The sequence below is a fragment of the Mycobacterium uberis genome (assembly GCF_003408705.1).
Lineage (GTDB): Bacteria > Actinomycetota > Actinomycetes > Mycobacteriales > Mycobacteriaceae > Mycobacterium > Mycobacterium uberis.
In genome coordinates this window covers 42244-63287 of record NZ_QAYL01000023.1, presented here as the reverse complement: position 1 = coordinate 63287, position 21044 = coordinate 42244, and the positions used below count along the sequence as shown (strand labels likewise).

Genomic DNA, 21044 nt, shown 5'->3' with positions numbered 1-21044 from the left:
GCCGGCGCGGACCAATCCGATAGCCTGGACTGCCAAACTGTGTTTGGGATCTGTCCGAGTGGCGGAATGGCAGACGCGCTAGCTTGAGGTGCTAGTGCCCTACTAAATGGGCGTGGGGGTTCAAGTCCCCCCTCGGACACGCTGTAATTGAGTCGGACTATCGTCCGCAATGCTGTTTCAGTGACGGGTAGGCGGCTCTTGCAATAGTAGCCGACACTCGTCCTCCGAAAACCATCACAAACTCGCAGCAGATTACGAACAGCCCAGACGACTACGCAAGCTATAGTGTAAACTATTATAGTTAGAAAGTTGCCATACTCATACCGCAGAAGTATCAACGCCGAGGTTTTCCATCGACCCACCACCGTCATCAGTTTTGTTTACATACACTGCTATCGGCATGACCTAGTCCAATATTGTTGCCGTAGCCGCGGATAAGATTTTACGATTAGGATGTCTAATTTGCCAAGTCGGTGCTTGGCATCACGAGCGGGCGTAAGCTTGATGAGGAATCAATAGCCTGGAGTACAACCACTGAGCCTACCGAGTAGCTTTCTTCGGCAGACACCGACATCACCTTCGGCGACCGGTGCGAAGCTGGCCGTATGCTCACCGAATAGATAATGCATTACGTCGACAAGCAGGGCTTACCCGTCCTGGGGTTGACTCGCGATAGTGTTCCAATGGGCTGGGAAATCGCCACGGCACTGCACTGCCGCGCTCGACGTTTTCCTGGTTCGTAAGCTTGGTGTACAGCAGTAGAATGAGCTAGCGATGGGTGCGCTGGCTAAAGGTGCTGTGATGATTATGATGAACGACAACATGGTTTCTAGCTTGCACATCACCAACCAATAGGTGAGAGCGGTGATCGATAGGGAGACAGTGGAACTCATGCGACACGAACAGGCTTTATCGCTCCTGGCGCCCGGTACTCCGACCTGCACGACAGGATCATGATCCTCGTCGACGACGGCATCGCCACCGGCGCCAGCATGCCTGGCGGCCGTCCGTGGCCTACAGGCTGGGCAGGCCTAACACAACCTCCAAACCAAACAATAATTATCGTGGTACCTGTCGGGTCACAGTCAGCTTGCCGTGAGCTCGCACGCGAAGCCGATGATGTGATGTGCAGAACAGTGCCGACCGCGTCAAATGCGGTCGGCCAGTTCTACTCTGACGTTACCCAACACCGGAGACGCATCATAGGACCACTGAAGAAAACAGGCAGCCCGGGCACTGCGGCGTAAGAGAGCTGTTGTCATTCACTAGTCTCTACGTAGCGCGGTCGTCACCATGTTTGTCAGCGATCACCACTGATTCCTCACCCATGTCGGTGTTAGCCTGCTCCAACAACTCATCGCTGCCGATGTCGCCGTCCTTGCCACCCTCATCTGGCACTTCAGCATCCTTGTCTTCCCAGTCCATGTCTTGCTGATCCTGGTCGTTGGCCGCATTGATGCGCTGGTGCTCCCGTACTGCGTCAACGATTAACAACACCACGCCCAGAACACTTATACCAATACACACCCACGCCACCAGCTCATTGCTGGTGACGACCGCAAACACCAGCGCAACGAGCCCAATGAGGGCCAACACCAGTGCGATTATCAGCATCGGTGACCCTCCAGCCAACAAGTAAGATTACCACCTAGTATGCCGACCGTGGAGTCTGACACGCTCCTTGGCTAGTTAATTACCCCGATTGAACTGATCGAACCCACCAGCATCCGCGTTAGAATCAACCGGGGCAGCTGACCCACGTTGGCCAAGTTCCTCGAGCTGAGACTCCAAATAGGTTTTCAGCCGGGTCCGATATTCGCGTTCGAAAGTGCGGAGCTGCTCTAGTCGGCCTTCCAACACCGTGCGCTGCTGGTTGATGGTTCCCATAATCTCAGAATGCTTACGCTCAGCGTCGGCCTGCAGGGCATCGGCCTTCTCCTGGGCTTGAGACAACTGAGCCTCGGAGCGGGCTTGGGCGTCAGCCAGCATCCCATCGGCACGTTGCCGGGCCTCGGCAATGGTAGCTTCCGCCGTCAGGCGAGCCTCGCTGAGAATTTGGTCGGCATTGGCCCGGGCATCAGCCAACATCTTGTCCGACTCGACCTTAGCCGTGGTAGTAACCCGGTCAGCCGTATCCTGTGCTAAGGAGAGCACCCGAGTGGCCTTCATCGCCAATTCTTCGGCCGTTCCGGCAGCAACTGCCACCGATGTCGACTTCACAAGCTCCGCTTCGGGTTCGAAAGTGGGGAGCGCCTGAGTAGGCTGCGCGACGGTAACAGGGACGGCACTAACACCGCCAACCGCGGCCAGTTCGTGATCCAGCTCCTCGATCCGCTGCCGTAGGTCGGAATTCTCTTCAATGAGCCGAGTTAGCTCGTTCTCAACCAAGTCAAGGAAGGCGTCGACCTCATCTTCGTTATAGCCACGCTTGCCGATGGGCGGCTTACTGAACGCCACGTTATGGACGTCGGCTGGTGTAAGCGGCATTGTTCGTCCCCTCAAGTCCCTTGTCAAACGATCTGGAGAGTGTAGAACAGCGTGGTAGCCATCGCGCAACTACCGTCCATCCTGTCACACCAGACCCGACTGTTACCGTTGCCTAAATAAACCTAAATAAATTTTAAGAACGAATTTCAAACTTTAAGGCCAATAAAATCCCAGCTCTTAAATTTGAAATCGCACGGAGCAAATCTTCGCCAAACCGTCGCCCCCCTTCCGGAGCGACGGAGCATGGCGTCAGTCAGGCCGCAGCGCCTAACGCCAATTGCATGCCGATGAACGCGGCCAGCAGCAACAGCATGATGGACAGATCGAAGCGGACCGCACCGATGGTAAGTTGCGGAATTAACCGCCGTAACAGCTTCACCGGCGGATCAGTGATCGACATTATGATCTCCAAGATGACCACAGTGACACCACTGGGACGCCACTCTCTGCTAAACGAGCGGATGAACTCGACGACGACCCGTGCGATCAGCAGTAGCCAGAAGAGAAACAGCGCCAATCCAAGGATGTGATAAGACAACGTCAACTAAAGCCCCGACCTTACCGATAAGGATACCAATCTCCATTTACGTGTAACGGCTACAGCCAGACTACCGGACCGATCTATTGGTAGGCGTAGAAGCCGGTTTCGGCGATCCGGCGACGCTCCTCAGGAGATACGTCGACATCGGCGGGCGACAGCAGGAACACCTTAGTGGCGACCTTATCGAACGATCCGCGTAATGCAAAGGCCAAGCCCGCAGCAAAATCGACCAGGCGTTTGGCGTCGGCATTGTCCATCGACACTAAATCCATGATGACCGGAGTGCCGCCTCGGAACCGCTCGCCGATGGTGCGTGCCTCGCTGTAGTCCTTAGGCCGCAGCGTGGTGATTTTCGAAAGTGGGCTACCTTCGTCAAACAGCATAGCCATCCGGCGTGGGTCCATCGCCAACGCTCCACGGGTGGAGTTTCGCAACCACGATCCCAAGCGTAGCCTGCTCAGGTCAGGACGGTCGAACTCGCGTGGGCGGAAGCGGGGTTCATCCCCATATCCGCCCCGGTACCCGAGTGGCGGATAGTCGGCCGGCACGCCACTCAGGTCATCGCGCGGATCGCCATAGGTACGTCCTTCGTAGCGACCATACCCTTCCTCAAACCGGGAACGCCCGTAGCCGGGGGCAGAAGTGCGATCGTCGTAGTACTCGTCGTCGTAATCCTCCATCGGAGCCATTCCGAAATAGGCCTTGACCTTATGCAGCGTGCTCATTGCGTGATCCCCTTCTAGGCCTGAAAGCTGTGGTCCCTGTGATGAAGATGTGACTACAGTGACTACTTACGGTGACCGTAGTCGGCGCGGACCCAATAGCGCGGTACCGACACGCACACACGTCGAACCATGTTTGACTGCAACCTCGAGATCGTTAGACATACCAGCGGACAGTCCGGTCGCATCCGGGTGCAACTGCAGCACCCTGCGATGTTCCGATTGCAACCGGTCAAAAGCCTGGTCGGGATCCCATCCCAACGGCGGGATGCCCATCAACCCAATCAACTCCAAGCTTTTCGATTCCTCGACCTGCGCGCAGACCTGTTCAACTGCGCCGGGCACAGTAACGTTGACTCCGCCTCGCGATACGTCGCCGTCGAGACTTACCTGGACGTAAATTCGCAACGGCTGCTCACGGCGGCCGTCAGCCAGGGCCCCAGCTACCGCTCGGTCGAGCGCGGTGACCAATTGTGAGCTGTCGACCGAATGAGCAGTATGCGCCCACTGCGCCAATGACCGCGCTTTGTTGCGTTGAATTTGACCCACCATGTGCCAATGCACGCGCATTTTCGCCTCCTGAGAAATCCCTAACAGCTCAGCGAATTCAGCGACTTTCATTGAAGCTTCCTGTTCCCGCGATTCGCCAACGGACCGACAACCCAATCGAGACAAAATCGCAACATCAGTTGCTGGAAAGAATTTGGTAATAGGTAGAAGGCCAATTTCGCCGACATTGCGCCCCGTAGCTTGCGCGGCGGCCGCAAGCCGGGAACGCACCGCCGCCAGTGCATGTGTTAATTCAGACTCGCGGTCACGTTGCGGGCCAGGGTCCTCCGCCATACCGTCACTTCATCCAGGCCAGCGACGCCGGTCGCCCTGTTGGCGCGGCCCGACGATGGCTGAACAACGTCGAGTCAACCATTGTAGTGGTGTATAGATCAACTTCGATCAACATGACACCCAAATCGCAGCGCCAGCGAGCGATTTCAGTCCGTAGGTCAAGGCCGGAAGTTCCAACCAGAAGTAGTTGGGCGGCTGCTCGGCAGCGCCGCCGGGATCTGGTCTGCCCATCGTGGCGATTACCTCACAGTTGGCGCCGCTGATCACCGAGCCAAGCAGTGCCGAAATATCCCCAACGCGCGCAGGCTCAGCACGCATGTCCACCACGCGAGCTATCACGCTTCGCGGGGCACCTACCCTGCCCAGCGTCGACTACTGCGGCGACCCCGCCGCACGCATCGGGCAGAAACACTGGCACACAGTCAACTGCGACCGCCACCAACGCCAGCCAGGATGCCCTGGTCACTAAGGCGTCTATGCCCACCTTGCCGCCGACAGCGACACTCTGCGGCTCGTCAACCACCTCGACTCGATCACCATAGACCTGGTTAATCCACACCACCCGGCCGGCACCCAGTCCAATAGCAGCGGCCAACCGAGCACGTTTAGCGATCTTCGCCGCCGGATCGTCACCAACACAGTCGCCAAGGTTGAAGGAATCGAACAGCGGCGCCGAGACACTACTCACCCACATCGTGGTCATCCGACGGAGACAGATGCGAACGCTCACCGGCACAGTATCGACGAATCCCTGCACTTCTAAAGACCCCAACGGGACTTCAACGACGCATGAACGGCGGCACATCTACGTCGTCGTCATCACCGCCGATACTCAGGGTCGCACCGTTGGCGTGCAGCGGCACACTGACAGCGTCGACAGGCTCAAACAACGTCGAAGTGAGCGCACCGGCCTTCGCCGACTCGATCCTGTGCGCACCACCAGTACTGCCCATCACAGGCGTGCGGCCCGGTCCGCTGGCTTCAAAGCCCGCCGCAATCACGGTGACCCGCACCTCGTCACCCAACGAATCGTCGATGACGGTGCCGAAAATGATGTTGGCGTCTGGATGCGCGGCGTCCTGCACCAGCGAAGCCGCCTCGTTGATCTCGAACAAGCCCAAGTCGCTACCACCAGCGATCGACATCAACACCCCCTGTGCACCCTCCATCGACGCTTCCAGTAGTGGAGAGTTGATGGCAATTTCGGCGGCCTTGAGCGACCGACCATCGCCACGCGCCGAACCGATGCCCATCAACGCAGTGCCCGCACCCGACATGATGCCCTTAACATCGGCGAAATCGACGTTTATCAGCCCCGGCGTGGTGATCAGGTCGGTGATGCCCTGCACACCGTTCAGCAGCACTTCGTCGGCGCTGCGAAACGCATCCATCAAGGATAACGCGGCATCGCCCATCTGCAACAATCGGTCGTTAGGAATTACGATGAGGGTGTCGCAACTCTCCCGCAACGCCACGATGCCGTTCTCTGCCTGATTGCTGCGCCGCTTGCCCTCGAACGAGAACGGTCGGGTGACCACACCGACAGTCAGTGCACCCAACTTGCGGGCGATACTCGCGACAACGGGTGCCCCGCCGGTACCGGTGCCCCCACCTTCACCCGCAGTAACAAACACCATGTCCGCCCCCTGCAGCAGTTCTTCGATTTCGTCCTTGGCATCTTCGGCGGCCTTGCGCCCGACCTCAGGGTTTGCACCGGCGCCTAGTCCCCGAGTGGAGTCCCGCCCGACATCAAGCTTGACGTCTGCGTCGCTCATCAACAACGCTTGCGCATCAGTATTGATCGCGATGAATTCCACGCCCTTGAGGCCCTGCTCGATCATCCGGTTAACGGCGTTAACGCCGCCGCCACCGATACCCACAACCTTGATGACGGCAAGGTAATTATGCGGGGGGGTCATAATTCGTCTCCTCCGTGGTGGGACTAGCCGACGGTGTGTCTGCTTGCAAACCCTTAACCTCAACCATAGGATTAGAGTTATGTTAAGTAGTTATGTTTAACCAGCACGGTATGGCTACGACGGGTACTAACCGAGCAGGCGCGCCGACGCTCCGCGGTTTTTTTTCTGCAGTAAATCGTGAATATTAACTTCGCGTTTTGCGGGTGCACACCCACCACTACCTCACGGTTGGCAAATCGGGGCTAGACACGTCGTATGTCCGTCCAGGCTGCGTCAAGAGCGCGGCCAGCTTCTCGGCCTTCTCTTCGACGCGCTCGGTGCTTCCCCAGATCACTGCCCGCCCGTCAGTCATAGTAAACGTGATCGACGACACTGACGGGGCTGCGATGCGGGCTACCTGGCCTGCGAACTCAGGACGCAACGCGAGCAATACCACCAGCGCGGCCTTGGTGGCCGGGTCGATCGGTCCGGGATTACCGACATCAATATAGGGCAACGCCGGTGGCACCGAAGTTATCGCGAAGTCGACGCCATCGCGATCAAAGAGATGCGAACCATCGGGAAAGTCTTTCACCACTACTGGAACCCGTTCAACGACGGCTATCCGCAGCACTGACGGGTAGTGACGCTGTACCCGCACACTGGCCACTCGCCGGATCGCTGCTATCCTGTCCGCGACCTGGTTTATATTGATCTGCAGGAGCGGCGTTCCAGGCTGCACTCGGGCCGCATCAAGGATCTCCTCGCGGGTCACCTTCTCAATCCCTGTGACTACAATACTTCGCGCTGACATCGTCGGCGTCAAGTAGAGGATCAACCCGAGCCCGACCGCGGCAATACTCAAGATCACCGTCGCGAACAGCATCTTCAGGCCCCGAACAACGCCACGCGCAACCGGTTTAGGAGAGTTGGATTCGTTGCTAATCTGCCCACGGATGCGGCGTTTGGCCTCGCGGCGAGCTTCTTCGATCGCGGTGGCGCGCGCCTGCGCAGCACGGCGTTCAGCCCGCTCACGACGGGCCCGTCGGCGCGGCCCCTCGAGTTCGTCGTGGTCGCCCAGCATTTGGTTGTCCTGCACTGACTTGTTTCGTGTTGAGGCCGTGAGCAGTTCAGTGGTCACAGCTTTAGCGGAGGTTCCGGAGTCCCCGGCCAACACGCCCAGATCGCCCGGCTCTCTTTCGCAAACCGAGCCCCCCCCCACTTCGGCCCGTATCGTCGCCAGGTGGTTGGTCAGCGCGCCCTTGTTCGATGCTGTCACTATACTGTCCTCAGTCGGCTCGGCGGCGCGCTGTGGTTGGCCCGGATCCGCAGCGCGGCAACGATCTCCGGCCCTAACATGGTCACATCGCCGGCGCCCATCGTGACGATGACGTCGCCGGGGCCGGTCGCCTCGGCGACCTCCGCAGCGACCGTTGAGAAGTCTGGTAGATACCGCACCGGAACGCTGACATGCTCCGCAACACTAGCGCCGCTGACGCCAGCGAGCGGTTGTTCGCGGGCACCGTAGACGTCCAGGATGAACACCGTATCGGCGGCATCGAGCGCACGACCAAATTCTCTGGCAAAAGCCCTGGTCCGCGAATACAAGTGGGGCTGAAACACCACAATGCAGCGACCGCCGCCGCTCTGCTCAAGCACCATGCGGACCGTCGCCAGCGTCGCACTGATCTCCATCGGATGGTGGGCATAGTCGTCGAACACCCGCACCAACGAGTTCGGAGCCTGACCAATTCCCGAGGTCCCGACCAGTTCTAAGCGGCGACGCACACCCTCGAAACCAGCCAGCCCATCGAGCAGCTCATCGGTCGACGCATCTATTTCAATCGCCGCCAGCAACGCACCTAACGCATTGAGCGCCATGTGCCGCCCGGGTACCGATAGTCGCATCACCCGCGGGTTTGGTTCACCAGCCAACTGGATATGCGCAACCACTCCGGTACCCTGTTGCTCCCACGACAATAGCGTCCCGGCCAAACCCGCGGGATCGGGCACCGAGCCGTAGCGCAGCACACGAATTCCTAACTCAGCTGTGCGCTGAGCTAGCGCCGCTGCGCCTGGGTCATCAACGCACACTACGAGCGCTCCCCCGGGAGCAATCTGTTCCACGAACGAATCGAACACCCCGACATAAGCATCGACACTGCCGTAGAAATCCAGGTGATCGGACTCAATGTTGGTGACCACCGCGACATTGGGCGTATACTCCAGCAGGGAGCCATCGCTTTCATCAGCCTCGGCTATGAAGCAGTTTCCACTGCCGTGGTGGGCGTTGGTGCCTGCCTCGCCAAACTCACCGCCGACCACGAAGGATGGGTCACGTCCACAGTGCTGCAGAGCTACAATGAGCATCGATGTAGTCGTGGTTTTGCCGTGTGTGCCGGTAACCATCAGCGTGGTACATCCGTTCATTAGCCTGGCCAACACAGCCGGTCGTAATACCACCGGAATGCCACGCCGCCGGGCTTCGACCAGCTCAGGGTTGGTTTTGGAGATAGCGGCGTGGGTAGTGATAACCACGGTAGCGCCGCCGGGCAGCAGGTCCAGCGACGACGCGTCGTGTCCTATGCGGATCAGCGCGCCGCGCGCCCGCAGCGTGCGCACACCGCGTGACTCCTTGGCGTCTGAACCAGACACCAGCCCGCCGCGGTCCAGCAAGATGCGGGCGATGCCCGACATCCCGGCTCCCCCAATGCCCACCATGTGCACCCGCCGCAGCTCGAGTGGTAGCTGCTCGGCGTTCACAGTTTTCCTCCGGCCGACTGACCGGAGACCATGTCACGTGCTGCATACGCCAGGTCCAGTGCTGCCGTGGCGACGTGATGTGCCGCATTACGATGTCCCACTCGCACGGCAGCCGCCATCATCATAGCCAGCCGCGCCGGATCGTTGAGCAATCGGGCGACGTGCCGCGCTACCAGACCGGGCGTCACGTCGGCGTCGGCGACCATCATGCCGCCACCAGCGTTAACCACCGGCAATGCATTGAGCCGTTGCTCACCATTGCCGATAGGCAACGGTACATAGATGGCTGGCAAACCGACGGCCGACACTTCGGCGACCGTCATTGCCCCAGACCGACAAATCACCAGGTCGGCGGCGGCGTACGCCAGGTCCATTCGGTCCAGGTAAGGCACCGCAACGTACGGAGGCTCGCCGGGCTCGGGTGTGCGCAGCTCAAGGGTGTTCTTGGGCCCGTGGGCGTGCAGCACAGCCACTCCTGCAGCGGCCAGGTCCGCAGCAGCACCGGCGACCGCCCTATTTAGCGAGACTGCCCCTTGAGAACCGCCAAACACCAGCAGCACCCGCGCATCCTCAGCGAAACCGAAGTGCTTGCGGGCGTCCGCCCGCAATGCCGCGCGGTCCATCGTGGTAATGGCCGCGCGGACCGGCACTCCGACCACCTCAGCATCGCTTAACCCGGAACCAGGTACTGCCGCGAACACCCGGTCAGCTGTGCGCGCACCGACACGATTAGCAATACCGGCCCGGGCGTTAGCTTCGTGGACCACCACCGGGATGTGGCGCCGCAATCTGTGGATACCGCGGGCAGCCAAGTACGCCGGCAATGCCACGTAGCCACCGAAACCCACCACCACGTGGGCTCCGACCTCCTCAAGCACCGCGCGGGTCTCTCGAACAGCACGCCACACTCGTCGGGGGAGCCGGACCAAGTCTCCGGTGGGCTTACGCGGCAATGGCACCGAGGTTATCAGCTCGAGGTGGTAGCCGCGCTCAGGCACCAGTCTGGTCTCCAATCCACGCGAAGTGCCCAACGCGGTGATACGGACGTGCGGATCCAGCGCGCGTAATGCATCGGCGACGGCCATAGCGGGCTCCACATGGCCAGCGGTACCGCCGCCCGCCAGCACGATCGACAGGATAGAATGAACCGATGACGCGACACCAGTGGGCGAAGGGCTACCCCCCAGCCTGCCAACCGGCTCCCTGATCGAGTCGTTCACCTGTGACGCTGACCTTAAACTATGCGCGAACGCGCGGTGGATGACGTTGGCCAGTGCGCAGTTGATCAGTTTTATGATGCCCTAATCGTCGCGCCGGCCGATCAGCTGCTCGAGGAAATGCCGGGCGCAGTGGCCGGTCCGACTCCCAGGAGACGCTGCGGGCGGACCTGCAACCACCTGGCCTGTTGGTAGGTTGCGGGCGAGGCTGCTTGCGGTCGCGGAACGTCTTCCCCCGGGGCGGCAGGTACGGCACTGGCAGCGGCAACCGTAACAGCTGGTTCACCTTGTCATCGCGCCCGGCCCGCAGCGTTGCCACCGCCTCTGGTTCATGGCGAGCTGCGTTGGCCATAATGCCAATCATGAAAAGCGTTGCAGCCGTGGATGTTCCACCGGCAGAGATTAATGGCAGCTGCAGACCAGTGACCGGTAACACCCCGATTACGTAGCCTATGTTGATAAACGCCTGGCCCAACACCCACATCGTCGTGGTGGCGGTCAGCAGTCGCAGAAATGGGTCAGCGGACCGCCGCGCGATCCGCATCCCGGTGTAGGCAAACAGCCCGAAAAGTCCCAGCAACCCCAACGCGCCGACCAGGCCAAGTTCTTCGCCGATGATCGCGAAGATGAAGTCATTGTGAGCGTTGGGCAGATAGTTCCACTTGGCGACGCCCTGGCCAAGACCGTCGCCGAAGATACCACCTTGGGCCAAAGCGAACTTTGCCTGTCGAGCCTGATAACCGGTGTCTTGCGGATCGCTCTCAGGGTTCATCCAGGACCGCACGCGGTCTGACCGATAGCCCGCGGACACCGCCAGGATCGCCCCCGAAGCAAAGACCGCGAACAGCGAAGTGACGAAGACACGCAGCGGCAGCCCCGCATACCAGAGCAGGGCCAAAAGGATGATACCGAAAGACACCGTCTGCCCAAGGTCAGGCTGAGCCACGATCAGCCCCAGCGCGATGACCGCGGCCGGCACTAACGGAATCAGCATTTCACGTAGTGACGCCCGCTCCATCCGGCGGGCAACCAACAGATGTGCACCCCAGATGACGAACGCAATCTTGGCCAGCTCGGAAGGCTGCATCGAAAAGCCCGCGATCACAAACCACTTACGTGACCCGTTGGCGAGATTGCCAATTCCCGGAATGAGCACCAGCACCAACAAAATGATAGTGCTGACGTAACTGGAGAATGCGATGCGCCGGATGAACCGCACTGACATCCGCAATGAGCAATAGCCGCCGATGAGGCCGATGATCGTCCACAAGACCTGTTTGTCGAAAATGACCCAGGCCGATCCGTCATCACCGTAGGACCGCACACCAGAGGCCGACAGCACCATGATCAGACCCAGTGTCGTCAGCAACCCAGCCACAGCGATGATCAGGTGAAACGAGGTCATCGGCCGGTCCAGCCAAACGCCGAACCGAGTCCGGAGACCGCGTGCTATAGCCCCCGGAGAACCTGATTGTTTGGCCTTCGCTTCAGACGCTTCGGCGAACGTAACAGCGCCAGGCTCAGTTACCCCCATGGTCATGGCGGCCTGCGAACTGCTGTTGCCTCCTGTGCTCTGGCCCCTATCCCGGCCTAGCAACCAGGTCAGCGTGTTACCCACGCCTAATCTACCGAATCGCCGCGCGTACGGCGGCTGCGAATGTGTCACCACGATCGGCATAACCGCTGAATTGGTCGAACGACGCACCGGCCGGTGCCAGCAGCACGGTGTCACCGGGTTGGGCTAAGTCTCGAGCTGCCGCCACGGCCGCAACCATCACGCGAGTGCCGATCGTTCCACCAACATAATCAACTTTTGTCATATCTATATCAGAAACAACAACACCCTCGTACATGCCATTATCCTCACCTGTCACAACCTGGACGACGGGGACATCAGGCGCGTGTCGTGATAACGCCTCGGCAACCATCGCACGATCTCGGCCGATCAGCACTGCGCCGACCAACCGAGGCGCCATGCGCGCGACCTCCGCATCGACAGATGCGCCCTTTAGTAGGCCACCCGCTACCCACACCACACGCGGATAAGCCAACACCGAGGCGAGGGCCGCGTGCGGGTTGGTGGCCTTAGAGTCATTTACATAGCTGATCCCCTCGACGACGGCCACCACTTCCCCCCGATGTCGGCCCAGCCGAAACGATGCGACTGCGTCGGCAATCGCGGTCGCCCCCACACCCACGCTGCGGGCCAGAGCCGCGGCCGCCAACGCATCGAGAACTCCGACCGGACCCGGCACCAGTATCGACGCAACTGGCATCAAGATCAGGTCGTCAGCAAACGCGCGATCAACGAGATAACCGTCACGCACCCCAAGCTCGCCCATGACTGGCTCGCCGAGTCGGAAGCCAACCCGCACCGGCGCTGCCGCCGTATCCAACAGCGCCGCCGCCCGACTATCGTCTAGCCCAACCACCGCCACCCGGCCGGTCAGCACCCGGGCCTTGGCCCTGATGTACTCGGCCATTGTCGAATGCCAGTCCAGGTGATCTTCAGCAATGTTGAGCACCACGCCGGCCTCTGGCCGTAGCGAGGGCGCCCAGTGCAGCTGAAAACTGGACAGCTCAACGGCAAGAACGTCCGAGGGCTCGGCAGACTCGGTTAAAACATCCAACACCGGGATGCCGATATTGCCACACAGTAAGCTACGCTGGCCGCCTGCCATCAAAATCGCGTGCAGCATCGACGTCGTCGTCGTTTTGCCGTTCGTACCGGCCACGACGAGCCAACGGCGCGGCGGCCCATAGTAGCCCGCGGCATCGAGCCGCCAAGCCAACTCCACATCGCCCCAGATGGGCACCCGCGCCGCTGACGCAGCGACGAGCACGGGGGTGGTCGGCGTGAAACCTGGGCTGGCGACCACCAGAGCGTAATTCTTTTCCCGTTCAAATATCTGCTGTGCGGCGGTGGCTGCACTCACGGTCGGCACCGGACTGTCCGCGTATTTATACACGGCGGCTGGGTCATCGTCACATAGCGTTGCCACTGCACCAAAACGGGTCAGCGCTGCCAGCACAGCCCGGCCAGTCACTCCGCCACCAGCTACCAAAACGGGCGCGCCCGGTACTAGCGGGTCAAGCACGTCAGGCGCCAATGGTAGCTAGCCACTCACCGTAGAACAGGGCCAAGCCCAGACCGCAGGTGATCGCCGTGAGCAGCCAAAAACGAATGATCACCGTGGTTTCGGCCCAGCCGGCCAACTCGAAATGATGGTGAAACGGCGCCATCCGGAACACCCGGCGACCGGTGGTACGGAAAGCCAGGATCTGTAAAACAACCGAGGTGATTTCAGCCACGAAAAGCGCACCGAGCACGACCGCAAGAATCTCGGTGCGACTGGTGACCGACAACCCGGAGATCACGCCACCCAACGCTAGGGACCCGGTATCACCCATAAAGATCTTGGCCGGTGCGGCATTCCACCACAAAAAACCGATACACGCACCCACCGTTGCTGCCGCGATCAGAGTCAGGTCCAGCGGGTCGCGAACATTATAGCAGCCCAGGCTCGGTGCTGTCACGCACGCATTGTGGTATTGCCAAAAGGTGATTAAAACATAGGCTGCGGTGACCATCGCCATGCTGCCAGCGGCCAGCCCGTCCAAACCGTCGGTGAAGTTGACCGCGTTTGACCAGGCGCTGACAATGACCACACAGAACAGCACGAACAACGCCGGTGCCAAGGTGACGGTCGCGATCTCACGCACGTAGGACAGATCCGCGCTGGCTGGTGTCAAACCGGCACCATTACCGAACTGCAACACTAACACCCCGAACAGGACCGCAGCGGTGATCTGGCCGACGGTCTTGGTTATCTTGTTCAACCCGAGGTTACGCGACCTGCGAATCTTGATCAGGTCATCGAGGAATCCGACGCCTGCCAACGCGGTGGCCAGACCCAGCACCAGCAGACCCGACGCGGACACGCCTTCACCGTCGAACGCCAAGCCAGCCAGATGAGTACCCAGGTAACCGGCCCAAATGCCGGCTACAATGGCAACACCGCCCATCGACGGGGTGCCGCGTTTGGCGTGGTGGCTGGGTGGGCCGTCCGCACGGATTTCATGGCCGAAGCCCTGCCTGGTGAACAGCCGGATCAGCGCTGGGGTCACCAGGATGGACACGGCCAATGCGACAGCGAAAGCGACGAGGATATGTCTCATGGGCAGGTGCCCCCGTCGCTCACCAGTGCGTCAGCCAGCGCCCCTAACCCAACCGAGTTCGACGCCTTGACTAGGACCACGTCGCCGGATTGTAGCTCGGCCTGCAACAATGCCAGGGCAACGGCGGAGTCTGCCACTTTAACCGTCTCCAAGCCCCACGAGCTTTCCATAATCGCTCCGCGGTGCATGGCGTTTATCGAACTTCCCTCTCCCACGAAAACGAGTCGAGACACATTTAAGCGCACCGCTAGCCGGCCGATACGATCATGCTCAGTGATCGCGTCCTCCCCAAGCTCGGCCATCTCTCCCAACACCGCCCAGCTACGCCGGGCGCCGCGCGCCATCCAGGCCAGCGCCTGCAAACCGGCCCGCATTGAGTCGGGGTTAGCGTTGTAGGCGTCGTCGATCACCGTCACCCCATCAGCGCGCATGGTGACCTGCATCCGATGCTGCGACACTGGCCCGGTGGCGGCGAGCGCGGCCGTTACCTGCTCGACGTTGGCACCGCATTCCATCGCAACCGCAGCCGCACATAAGGCGTTGGCAACCTGATGGTCGCCATATACGCCGAGTTGGACCTCAGCGGCGCCGACGTGTGAATCGCGAGTATGCAGCGCGAAACGCGGCCTGGCCAGTTCGTCGAGCGACACCGGCCCCGCCCAAACATCTGGGCCGTTTGGCAACCCCAGATCGCGACGACCGCCACGGCTCACCCGAATCACGCGGGCCGCGGTCTCATCGGCCATCGCCGCCACCGCCGGGTCATCGACGTTGAGTATAACCACACCGGATTGTGGAATAGCTTGCGGCAATTCGGCTTTAGTCCTGGCGATAATGTCCCGGGAGCCGAACTCACCTAGGTGCGCAGTACCGACGTTGAGGACCACCCCTACCGTTGGCGGGGCGATCGCTGCTAACGCAGCGATATTGCCGGGATGGCGCGCCGACATCTCCAGAATCAGATAGTCGGTGCTGCGGGACGCTCGCAATACTGTCCAGGGATGACCCAGTTCGTTGTTGAACGACTCGGGCGGCGCCACCACCTCACCGAGCGGCTGCAGCACGACATCCACCAAGTCTTTGGTAGATGTCTTCCCGGACGATCCGGTAATCCCGATGATGGTCAGCCCGCTAGCTACCAACTCCGCGGCCACCACCTGAGCCAGCTTGGCCAACGCAGCCAACACCGCCGCACCCAACCCGTCAGTGTCATGCTTGAGCACCCCGGTCAGCCCGCAGTCGTCGGTGCGAGGGTCGGGCGCGACCACGATGGCAGGAACGCCGACCGGCCGGGCGGCCAGCACCGCGACTGCACCAGCCGCTATCGCCGAGGCGGCGTGGTAATGCCCGTCCGAGCGGGCCCCCGGCAGGGCCAGGAATAGGCCGCCGGGACCAACAGCGCGCGAGTCGAATTCCACGCTGCTGGTGACGCGACGCTCGGCAGCCTCTTCGGGCGAGATGTCGACCAACGCACCACCGACAATCTTGGCGATTTGGGCGACCGTCAGGTCGATCATTGGCGTGCCTGTCCAGGAGCAGGACGCCGCCGGACAGTACGGACATGCAGCGCCCGAGCCAGCTCCACCCGGTCATCGAAAGGGCGGGTCTCAGCGGCACCCTGCTGTCCGATTTCATGACCTTTGCCCGCCACAAGCACCACATCATCAGATCCCGCCCAGGCGACCGCATATTGGATTGCGGCCCGCCGGTCGCCGATCTCGACGAGCTGCGCTGCACCACCAGACGCGGCGGCGCCGGCCAGAATGTCACGACGGATTGCCGCCGGATCCTCACCGCGCGGGTTGTCGTCGGTAACGACGACCAAATCGGCAAGCTTAGCGGCAATCTCGCCCATCGGAGCCCGCTTGCCCGGGTCGCGCTCGCCGCCCGCGCCAAATACCACCGCCAACCGACGGTCCGGCTGTAGTAGAGCGGTCAGCACAGCGCGTAACGCGCCTGGCTTGTGTGCATAGTCAACCAGCGCAAGAAAATCCTGGCCGCCGTCGATCTGTTCCAGTCGTCCGGGGACTCGGATATCTCGCAGTCCCAGGGACGCTTGTTCTGGAGAGACCCCAACAGCATTGAGAATCGCCAGGGCGACAAGACAATTGGCGATGTTATAGCAGCCAGGCAACCGGATAGCGACCCGGTGCTGGACACCGGAGGGATCTACGGCGGTGAATTCTTGTCCGCCGACATCCAGTGGCGCAACGTCCATCGCGCGCCACGATGCGGGCTGGCCTAGGGCGCTGACTGTGATAACGTCACCGGCTCGGGCAGCTGTTGCGCGCCCAGCGTTGTCGTCGATGCATACCACGACGGTATGAGCCCGCAGCGACGAGTGCGGATCGAACAGCACCGCTTTGGTTTCGAAGTACTCCTCAATGCTGGGATGAAAGTCGAGGTGGTCGCGAGACAGATTGGTGAAACCTGCCACTGCAAACTGGGTGCCGTCCACTCGGCCCAGACTCAACGCGTGACTAGACACTTCCATCACCACGGTGTCTACTCCGCGTTCGGCCATCGCCGCGAGCATCGCCTGCAGTGCAGGAGCCTCCGGCGTGGTCAGCGTACTGGAGATGCTGGGGATGTCGGCCCCATCAATCCGGATGCCGATGGTGCCGATCAGTCCGGTCATTCGCCCACCGGCCCGTAGACCGGCCTCAACCATATAAGTGGTAGTAGTCTTGCCCGATGTTCCGGTGATCCCAACAACCGTCATCCGAGTAGAGGGATGGCCATACACGGTGGCAGCTAAGACGCCGAGCACGCTGCGAGGTGCCGGATGTACGAGTATCTGCACGCTGCTGGTCTGGTCTGCCAGCTCAGCGACCCCCGCGATGTCGGTGAACACCGCGACGGCGCCGCGCTCGAGGGCGACGCCGGCATACCGAGCGCCGTGCGTGGACGCACCGGCCAGGGCAACGAACAGGTCCCCAGGCAGAACGTCCTGGGCCCGCAGTGCCACACCGGTTACCGGAACGTCCGGAACGGTCGCCCAGTCGGGGCTGTTGGCCAGCACCGCGCCAACCTGAGCTGCAAGCACAGGTAGCCGCCCGCCCGCAGCGGCGCTGGGGCGCAGCCCAATCGGCACTGCCACCACCCTCAATTACACCTCCGTCCGGTTGTCTACCGCAGTTCGATCGCAAGGACCTGCCATGCCACCTTATCTAGGCGCACCAGCTCCAGCGCAGGGCGACGAAATCGGCCGCCAACGCGAAAATAAACGAATGTAGACGTCGAGCCAACATCGATATCGGCTACACCCACACCGGCTAGGTAGCTTGAAGCGTCAACGGTGGTCCCGGATCCGGGGACAGCGGCACGTTCTCGCGCTGCATCAACCAGCTCGTGATGTTGTGAAAAAGTGGAGCCGCATTGTGACCGGGTGTACCATCAGCGCTGCGCTCTGGATTATCCATCATGATGCCGACGACATAGCGGGGATTGTCGGCAGTGGCTATCCCAGCGAAGGTGATCCAGTAAACGTCGTCAAAATAGCACCCGCAGGCGGGATTAATCTGCTGCGCGGTGCCTGTCTTGCCGGAGATTTGATAGCCAGATATCCCGGCTGCGGAACCAGTGCCCTGCTGATAGCCCATCGGATCTTTTTGCACCACAGCACGTAGCATCTGCCGCACAGTACGGGCAGTCTGCGACGACACCACCCGAATACCGTCCGGCCGCGGTTCTTGCGTCCAAGTGCCGTCGGCTGCGATAGTGGCCTTGATGATCCGTGGCGGTACCCATACCCCGTCATTGGCGATGGCCTGATACATGCCTGTCATCTGCAGTAGAGTCATCGAAAGCCCCTGGCCAATAGGCAAGTTCGAAAATGTGCTGCCCGACCATTGATCGATAGGCGGTACCAGCCCAGCACTCTCACCGGGCAGCCCTACACCAGTGCGTTGACCTAACCCGAACTTGCGGACCATGTCGTAAAAGCGTTCCGGGCCGACGCGTTGAGCTAGCATCAGCGTGCCAACGTTAGAAGACTTTCCGAACACTCCGGTGGTGGTATAAGGCATCACGCCGTGCTCCCACGCGTCATGTATGGACACACCACCCATCTGAATCGAGCCGGGCACCTGCAACACCTCATCGGGGTTGGATAGTCCGTATTCAATAACCGCGGACGCGGTGATGACCTTATTCACTGAGCCCGGCTCGAATGGCGAGGAGACCGCCAAATTACCCAGCTGTCTATCGCCTTGGCGCCCGATGTCTTGCGACGGGTCGAAAGTGTTGTCGTTGGCCATGGCAAGCACTTCGCCGTTCTTGGCACCTAGAACTACAGCAGAAACATTATGGGCGCCGGACAAGTTCTTTGCCTGCTGCACCTGCTGCTGCACGTAGAACTGGATGTCGTTGTCGATGGCGAGCTGAACGGTCGAACCGTTGACCGCTCTATGTCGATTGCGATAGCTGCCGGGGATGACCACGCCGTCAGACCCACGGTCGTAGGTGACCGAACCGTCGGTTCCAGACAACACGGAGTCTAAGGAATCTTCAAGACCCAGCAGCCCGTGGCCGTCCCAGTCGATGCCACCGACGATGTTGGCCGCCAGTGACCCGCCCGGATAATGACGCAAGTCCTGCCGCTCGGAACCGACCTCAGGATACTTCTTGGAAATCGCCTCAGCGACAGCAGGGTCGACGGCGCGCGCCAAATAGACGAAATTGTCGTTACTTTGCAGCTTCTTCAGCAGCGTCGGAACGTCGGGCTTATTGTTCAATCGGCTCGCGACGTCTGTGGCGATATCTTGCAGGCGCTGCCGCGGGTCAGAGGCGGACGGAGTCGCCTTTTTGGCCTCCTCCAGCTCCTGGCGAATTCTCCTTGGCTGAAACGTCAACGCACGCGATTCGGTAGTGAAAGCAAGCTTCTCGTTGTTGCGGTCGGTGATGCTACCGCGGACCGCCTTTTCAACATCGGTCACCTTGAGCTGTCCAGCCGCCTGGGCACGCAGACCCGCGGCATTGGAGACCTGCAGAATGAACAGCTGCGTCGCCGCCACCAACATCAACACGAATATGACCATATTGCCGGCCCGATGTCGGAAGACGAAAGATGTGCCACGCGCACCAACTTCGACCACCTGCCGGGTGCGCCGCTCCCACGCTGAACGACCCACCGGCACTGTGTCTGGCGCGACAGTTGGGCGGGATTTCTTGGTGTCCTTAGCTTTCCTGGCTTTCTCTGACTGGTGAGACCGCTTCGGTCGTCGGACGGGAGGTGTGCTGGAACTGCGTCCCTGCCACGGCGACCGCAACGAGCCAGTCCGGTGGACATCGCCGCGTCTCACCGCGACATCCCCAACACTGTGTCCGTTGGGGGCATTGACCCCGGTTGCAGCCGAACCGGAACTTCCGCGAGTAACGGCGCGGGAACTTCTACAGGCACTGGGGCACGCATCGTGCCTTCTGGAAGTGGCAGCCCCGGCATCAGTATCAGCCCCGGGACCTGCCCAGCGGCTTGCCCATTGGGAATACCAGGCAGCTGCGGAAGTGCCTGGGGTAGGTGTTGGCCGCCCAAAGTTGTTGCGCCATCGGGAGCGCGCAGCAATATCTCCGGTCCAAAATTCGCCGGCGGGGGCGGGTCACCGGGGCTGGGTACCACTCGAGTCGGGACCTCCAACGAAACTACCGGCGGTTTCGGCAGCGGAGGGCCTGCGTCAGGAAGCTTCGTGTTCAACGGCGGCGGCGGAACACCGTCAGCCGGCTTAGGCGTACCGACGACCACCCAGTTACCACCCGGGTCTTGTATCAGGTGAGCAGTATCTTTAGTCGGGATCATACCCTGTTTGCGGGCCGCCTCGGCTAGCGCGGGCGCCGATTCTGCGCCCCGCACATCCCGTTCGAGCGCTTCCTTCTGCTGTTGCAGCATCCGCGTCTTTTCGCGGGTATCACTCAGCTGATAGGAACGCTCGGCAGAGTCAGTGGACAACCACAGCGTGAGACCCAACCCAACGCCAAGAGAGCCGATGATCAGCACAACAAACGGAACTTTGTTTGCCACAGTCCACGGCCGCAAGTCCGTAGATGCCAGCCGGGTGATTAAACGCTCACTCAACGTAGGGCGGACAACCTTGGGAACCTTGGCTTTCCGCGCCTTCGCCCGCGCCTTGGCCTGCGTGGTATTCCTAGGTCTAGTTGGCCGTTCAACCGGACGGGACATCGGACTGGTTCGTGGTCCAGGTTTCGACGCCCCGACTTCACGAGCGGGTACCGAGATCTTGCCGGCGTGCGCTTGGGGACGACGTAACTTCACCTCATGAGCCGTGCGCTTGCCACTGCGAGTAGCACCGTTGCGTCCACCCGAACGGTCACTGCCACCACGACGTACCATCGTGTCGCACTGAGCCTTCATGAGTCGCCTCTCCTGGTTGGCTGCTGC

General features: G+C 60.9%; 16 protein-coding genes, 1 tRNA gene and 1 pseudogene. 1 reads left to right on the top strand and 17 read right to left on the bottom strand.

Translation table 11 applies throughout. From position 1 onward, the window contains the following. The first annotated feature begins 52 nt into the window (after positions 1-52). A tRNA-Leu gene (locus tag MUBE_RS11985) sits at positions 53-139 on the top strand. Positions 140-1272: 1133 nt separating this feature from the next. On the opposite strand, the gene MUBE_RS11975 is transcribed toward MUBE_RS11985, so the two are convergent. The 17 genes and pseudogenes from MUBE_RS11975 to ftsL all read right to left on the bottom strand — a co-directional run bounded on the left by MUBE_RS11975 (position 1273) and on the right by ftsL (position 21017). Then, positions 1273-1614, bottom strand: a complete 342-nt coding sequence (locus MUBE_RS11975; protein WP_116540693.1) for an SUR7/PalI family protein — start codon at positions 1612-1614, stop codon at positions 1273-1275. A 75-nt stretch (positions 1615-1689) separates the two neighbouring features. Then, positions 1690-2487, bottom strand: coding sequence for a DivIVA-like cell division protein Wag31 (gene wag31, locus MUBE_RS11970; RefSeq protein WP_116540692.1), 798 nt, complete (start codon positions 2485-2487; stop codon positions 1690-1692). A 253-nt stretch (positions 2488-2740) separates the two neighbouring features. Beyond that, a complete protein-coding gene (locus MUBE_RS11965) occupies positions 2741-3031 on the bottom strand; it encodes a YggT family protein (protein ID WP_116540691.1) in 291 nt (96 codons plus the stop codon). A gap of 77 nt (positions 3032-3108) precedes the next feature. Next, a complete protein-coding gene (locus tag MUBE_RS11960; RefSeq protein WP_116540690.1) occupies positions 3109-3753 on the bottom strand; it encodes a cell division protein SepF in 645 nt (214 codons plus the stop codon). A 66-nt stretch (positions 3754-3819) separates the two neighbouring features. After that, on the bottom strand, positions 3820-4593 hold the full coding sequence (locus MUBE_RS11955) for a YggS family pyridoxal phosphate-dependent enzyme (protein WP_116540689.1): 774 nt from the start codon (positions 4591-4593) through the stop codon (positions 3820-3822). 4 nt (positions 4594-4597) lie between these two features. Further along, positions 4598-5323, bottom strand: a pseudogene (locus MUBE_RS11950) (purine nucleoside phosphorylase YfiH/LACC1 family protein). A gap of 49 nt (positions 5324-5372) precedes the next feature. After that, positions 5373-6512: a cell division protein FtsZ gene (gene ftsZ, locus MUBE_RS11945; protein WP_116540688.1), complete on the bottom strand. Its 1140-nt coding sequence runs from the start codon at positions 6510-6512 to the stop codon at positions 5373-5375. Between the two features lie 217 nt (positions 6513-6729). Then, positions 6730-7575 (bottom strand): cell division protein FtsQ/DivIB, encoded by an 846-nt coding sequence (locus tag MUBE_RS11940; protein ID WP_116540702.1) that lies wholly within the window; start codon positions 7573-7575, stop codon positions 6730-6732. A gap of 194 nt (positions 7576-7769) precedes the next feature. Next, positions 7770-9254 carry a UDP-N-acetylmuramate--L-alanine ligase gene (murC, locus tag MUBE_RS11935; protein ID WP_116540687.1) on the bottom strand — a complete coding sequence of 495 codons (1485 nt, stop codon included), beginning with the start codon at positions 9252-9254 and terminating at the stop codon, positions 7770-7772. Then, a complete protein-coding gene (murG, locus tag MUBE_RS11930; protein ID WP_116540686.1) occupies positions 9251-10474 on the bottom strand; it encodes an undecaprenyldiphospho-muramoylpentapeptide beta-N-acetylglucosaminyltransferase in 1224 nt (407 codons plus the stop codon). Before murG ends, murC begins: the two co-directional genes overlap by 4 nt. Positions 10475-10493: 19 nt before the next feature. Continuing rightward, complete coding sequence (gene ftsW, locus MUBE_RS11925; RefSeq protein ID WP_424399093.1) at positions 10494-12089, bottom strand: putative lipid II flippase FtsW; 1596 nt, start codon at positions 12087-12089, stop codon at positions 10494-10496. Between the two features lie 7 nt (positions 12090-12096). Next, the gene (gene murD, locus MUBE_RS11920; protein WP_116540685.1) at positions 12097-13569 is read right to left on the bottom strand and encodes a UDP-N-acetylmuramoyl-L-alanine--D-glutamate ligase; all 1473 of its coding nucleotides are present in this window, start codon (positions 13567-13569) and stop codon (positions 12097-12099) included. 1 nt (position 13570) lies between these two features. Continuing rightward, on the bottom strand, positions 13571-14650 hold the full coding sequence (mraY, locus tag MUBE_RS11915; protein ID WP_116540684.1) for a phospho-N-acetylmuramoyl-pentapeptide-transferase: 1080 nt from the start codon (positions 14648-14650) through the stop codon (positions 13571-13573). Next, entirely contained in the window at positions 14647-16167 is a 1521-nt protein-coding gene (locus MUBE_RS11910; RefSeq protein ID WP_116540683.1) for a UDP-N-acetylmuramoyl-tripeptide--D-alanyl-D-alanine ligase, read from the bottom strand. Before MUBE_RS11910 ends, mraY begins: the two co-directional genes overlap by 4 nt. Then, complete coding sequence (locus MUBE_RS11905) at positions 16164-17759, bottom strand: UDP-N-acetylmuramoyl-L-alanyl-D-glutamate--2,6-diaminopimelate ligase (RefSeq protein ID WP_243633029.1); 1596 nt, start codon at positions 17757-17759, stop codon at positions 16164-16166. The genes MUBE_RS11910 and MUBE_RS11905 overlap by 4 nt, the downstream gene beginning before the upstream one ends. Before the next feature lie 166 nt (positions 17760-17925). Continuing rightward, complete coding sequence (locus MUBE_RS11900) at positions 17926-19953, bottom strand: peptidoglycan D,D-transpeptidase FtsI family protein (RefSeq protein ID WP_116540681.1); 2028 nt, start codon at positions 19951-19953, stop codon at positions 17926-17928. After that, positions 19950-21017 (bottom strand): cell division protein FtsL, encoded by a 1068-nt coding sequence (gene ftsL / locus MUBE_RS11895; protein WP_243633027.1) that lies wholly within the window; start codon positions 21015-21017, stop codon positions 19950-19952. Before ftsL ends, MUBE_RS11900 begins: the two co-directional genes overlap by 4 nt. Positions 21018-21044 lie beyond the last annotated feature (27 nt).

What these genes read in the sequence shown, in the direction of transcription:
- MUBE_RS11975 (WP_116540693.1), bottom strand. Translation starts at nt 1,614, where the DNA reads ATGCTGATAATCGCACTGGTGTTGGCCCTCATTGGGCTCGTTGCGCTG.
- wag31 (WP_116540692.1), bottom strand. Translation starts at nt 2,487, where the DNA reads ATGCCGCTTACACCAGCCGACGTCCATAACGTGGCGTTCAGTAAGCCG.
- MUBE_RS11960 (WP_116540690.1), bottom strand. Translation starts at nt 3,753, where the DNA reads ATGAGCACGCTGCATAAGGTCAAGGCCTATTTCGGAATGGCTCCGATG.
- MUBE_RS11955 (WP_116540689.1), bottom strand. Translation starts at nt 4,593, where the DNA reads ATGGCGGAGGACCCTGGCCCGCAACGTGACCGCGAGTCTGAATTAACA.
- ftsZ (WP_116540688.1), bottom strand. Translation starts at nt 6,512, where the DNA reads ATGACCCCCCCGCATAATTACCTTGCCGTCATCAAGGTTGTGGGTATC.
- MUBE_RS11940 (WP_116540702.1), bottom strand. Translation starts at nt 7,575, where the DNA reads ATGCTGGGCGACCACGACGAACTCGAGGGGCCGCGCCGACGGGCCCGT.
- mraY (WP_116540684.1), bottom strand. Translation starts at nt 14,650, where the DNA reads ATGAGACATATCCTCGTCGCTTTCGCTGTCGCATTGGCCGTGTCCATC.
- MUBE_RS11910 (WP_116540683.1), bottom strand. Translation starts at nt 16,167, where the DNA reads ATGATCGACCTGACGGTCGCCCAAATCGCCAAGATTGTCGGTGGTGCG.
- ftsL (WP_243633027.1), bottom strand. Translation starts at nt 21,017, where the DNA reads ATGAAGGCTCAGTGCGACACGATGGTACGTCGTGGTGGCAGTGACCGT.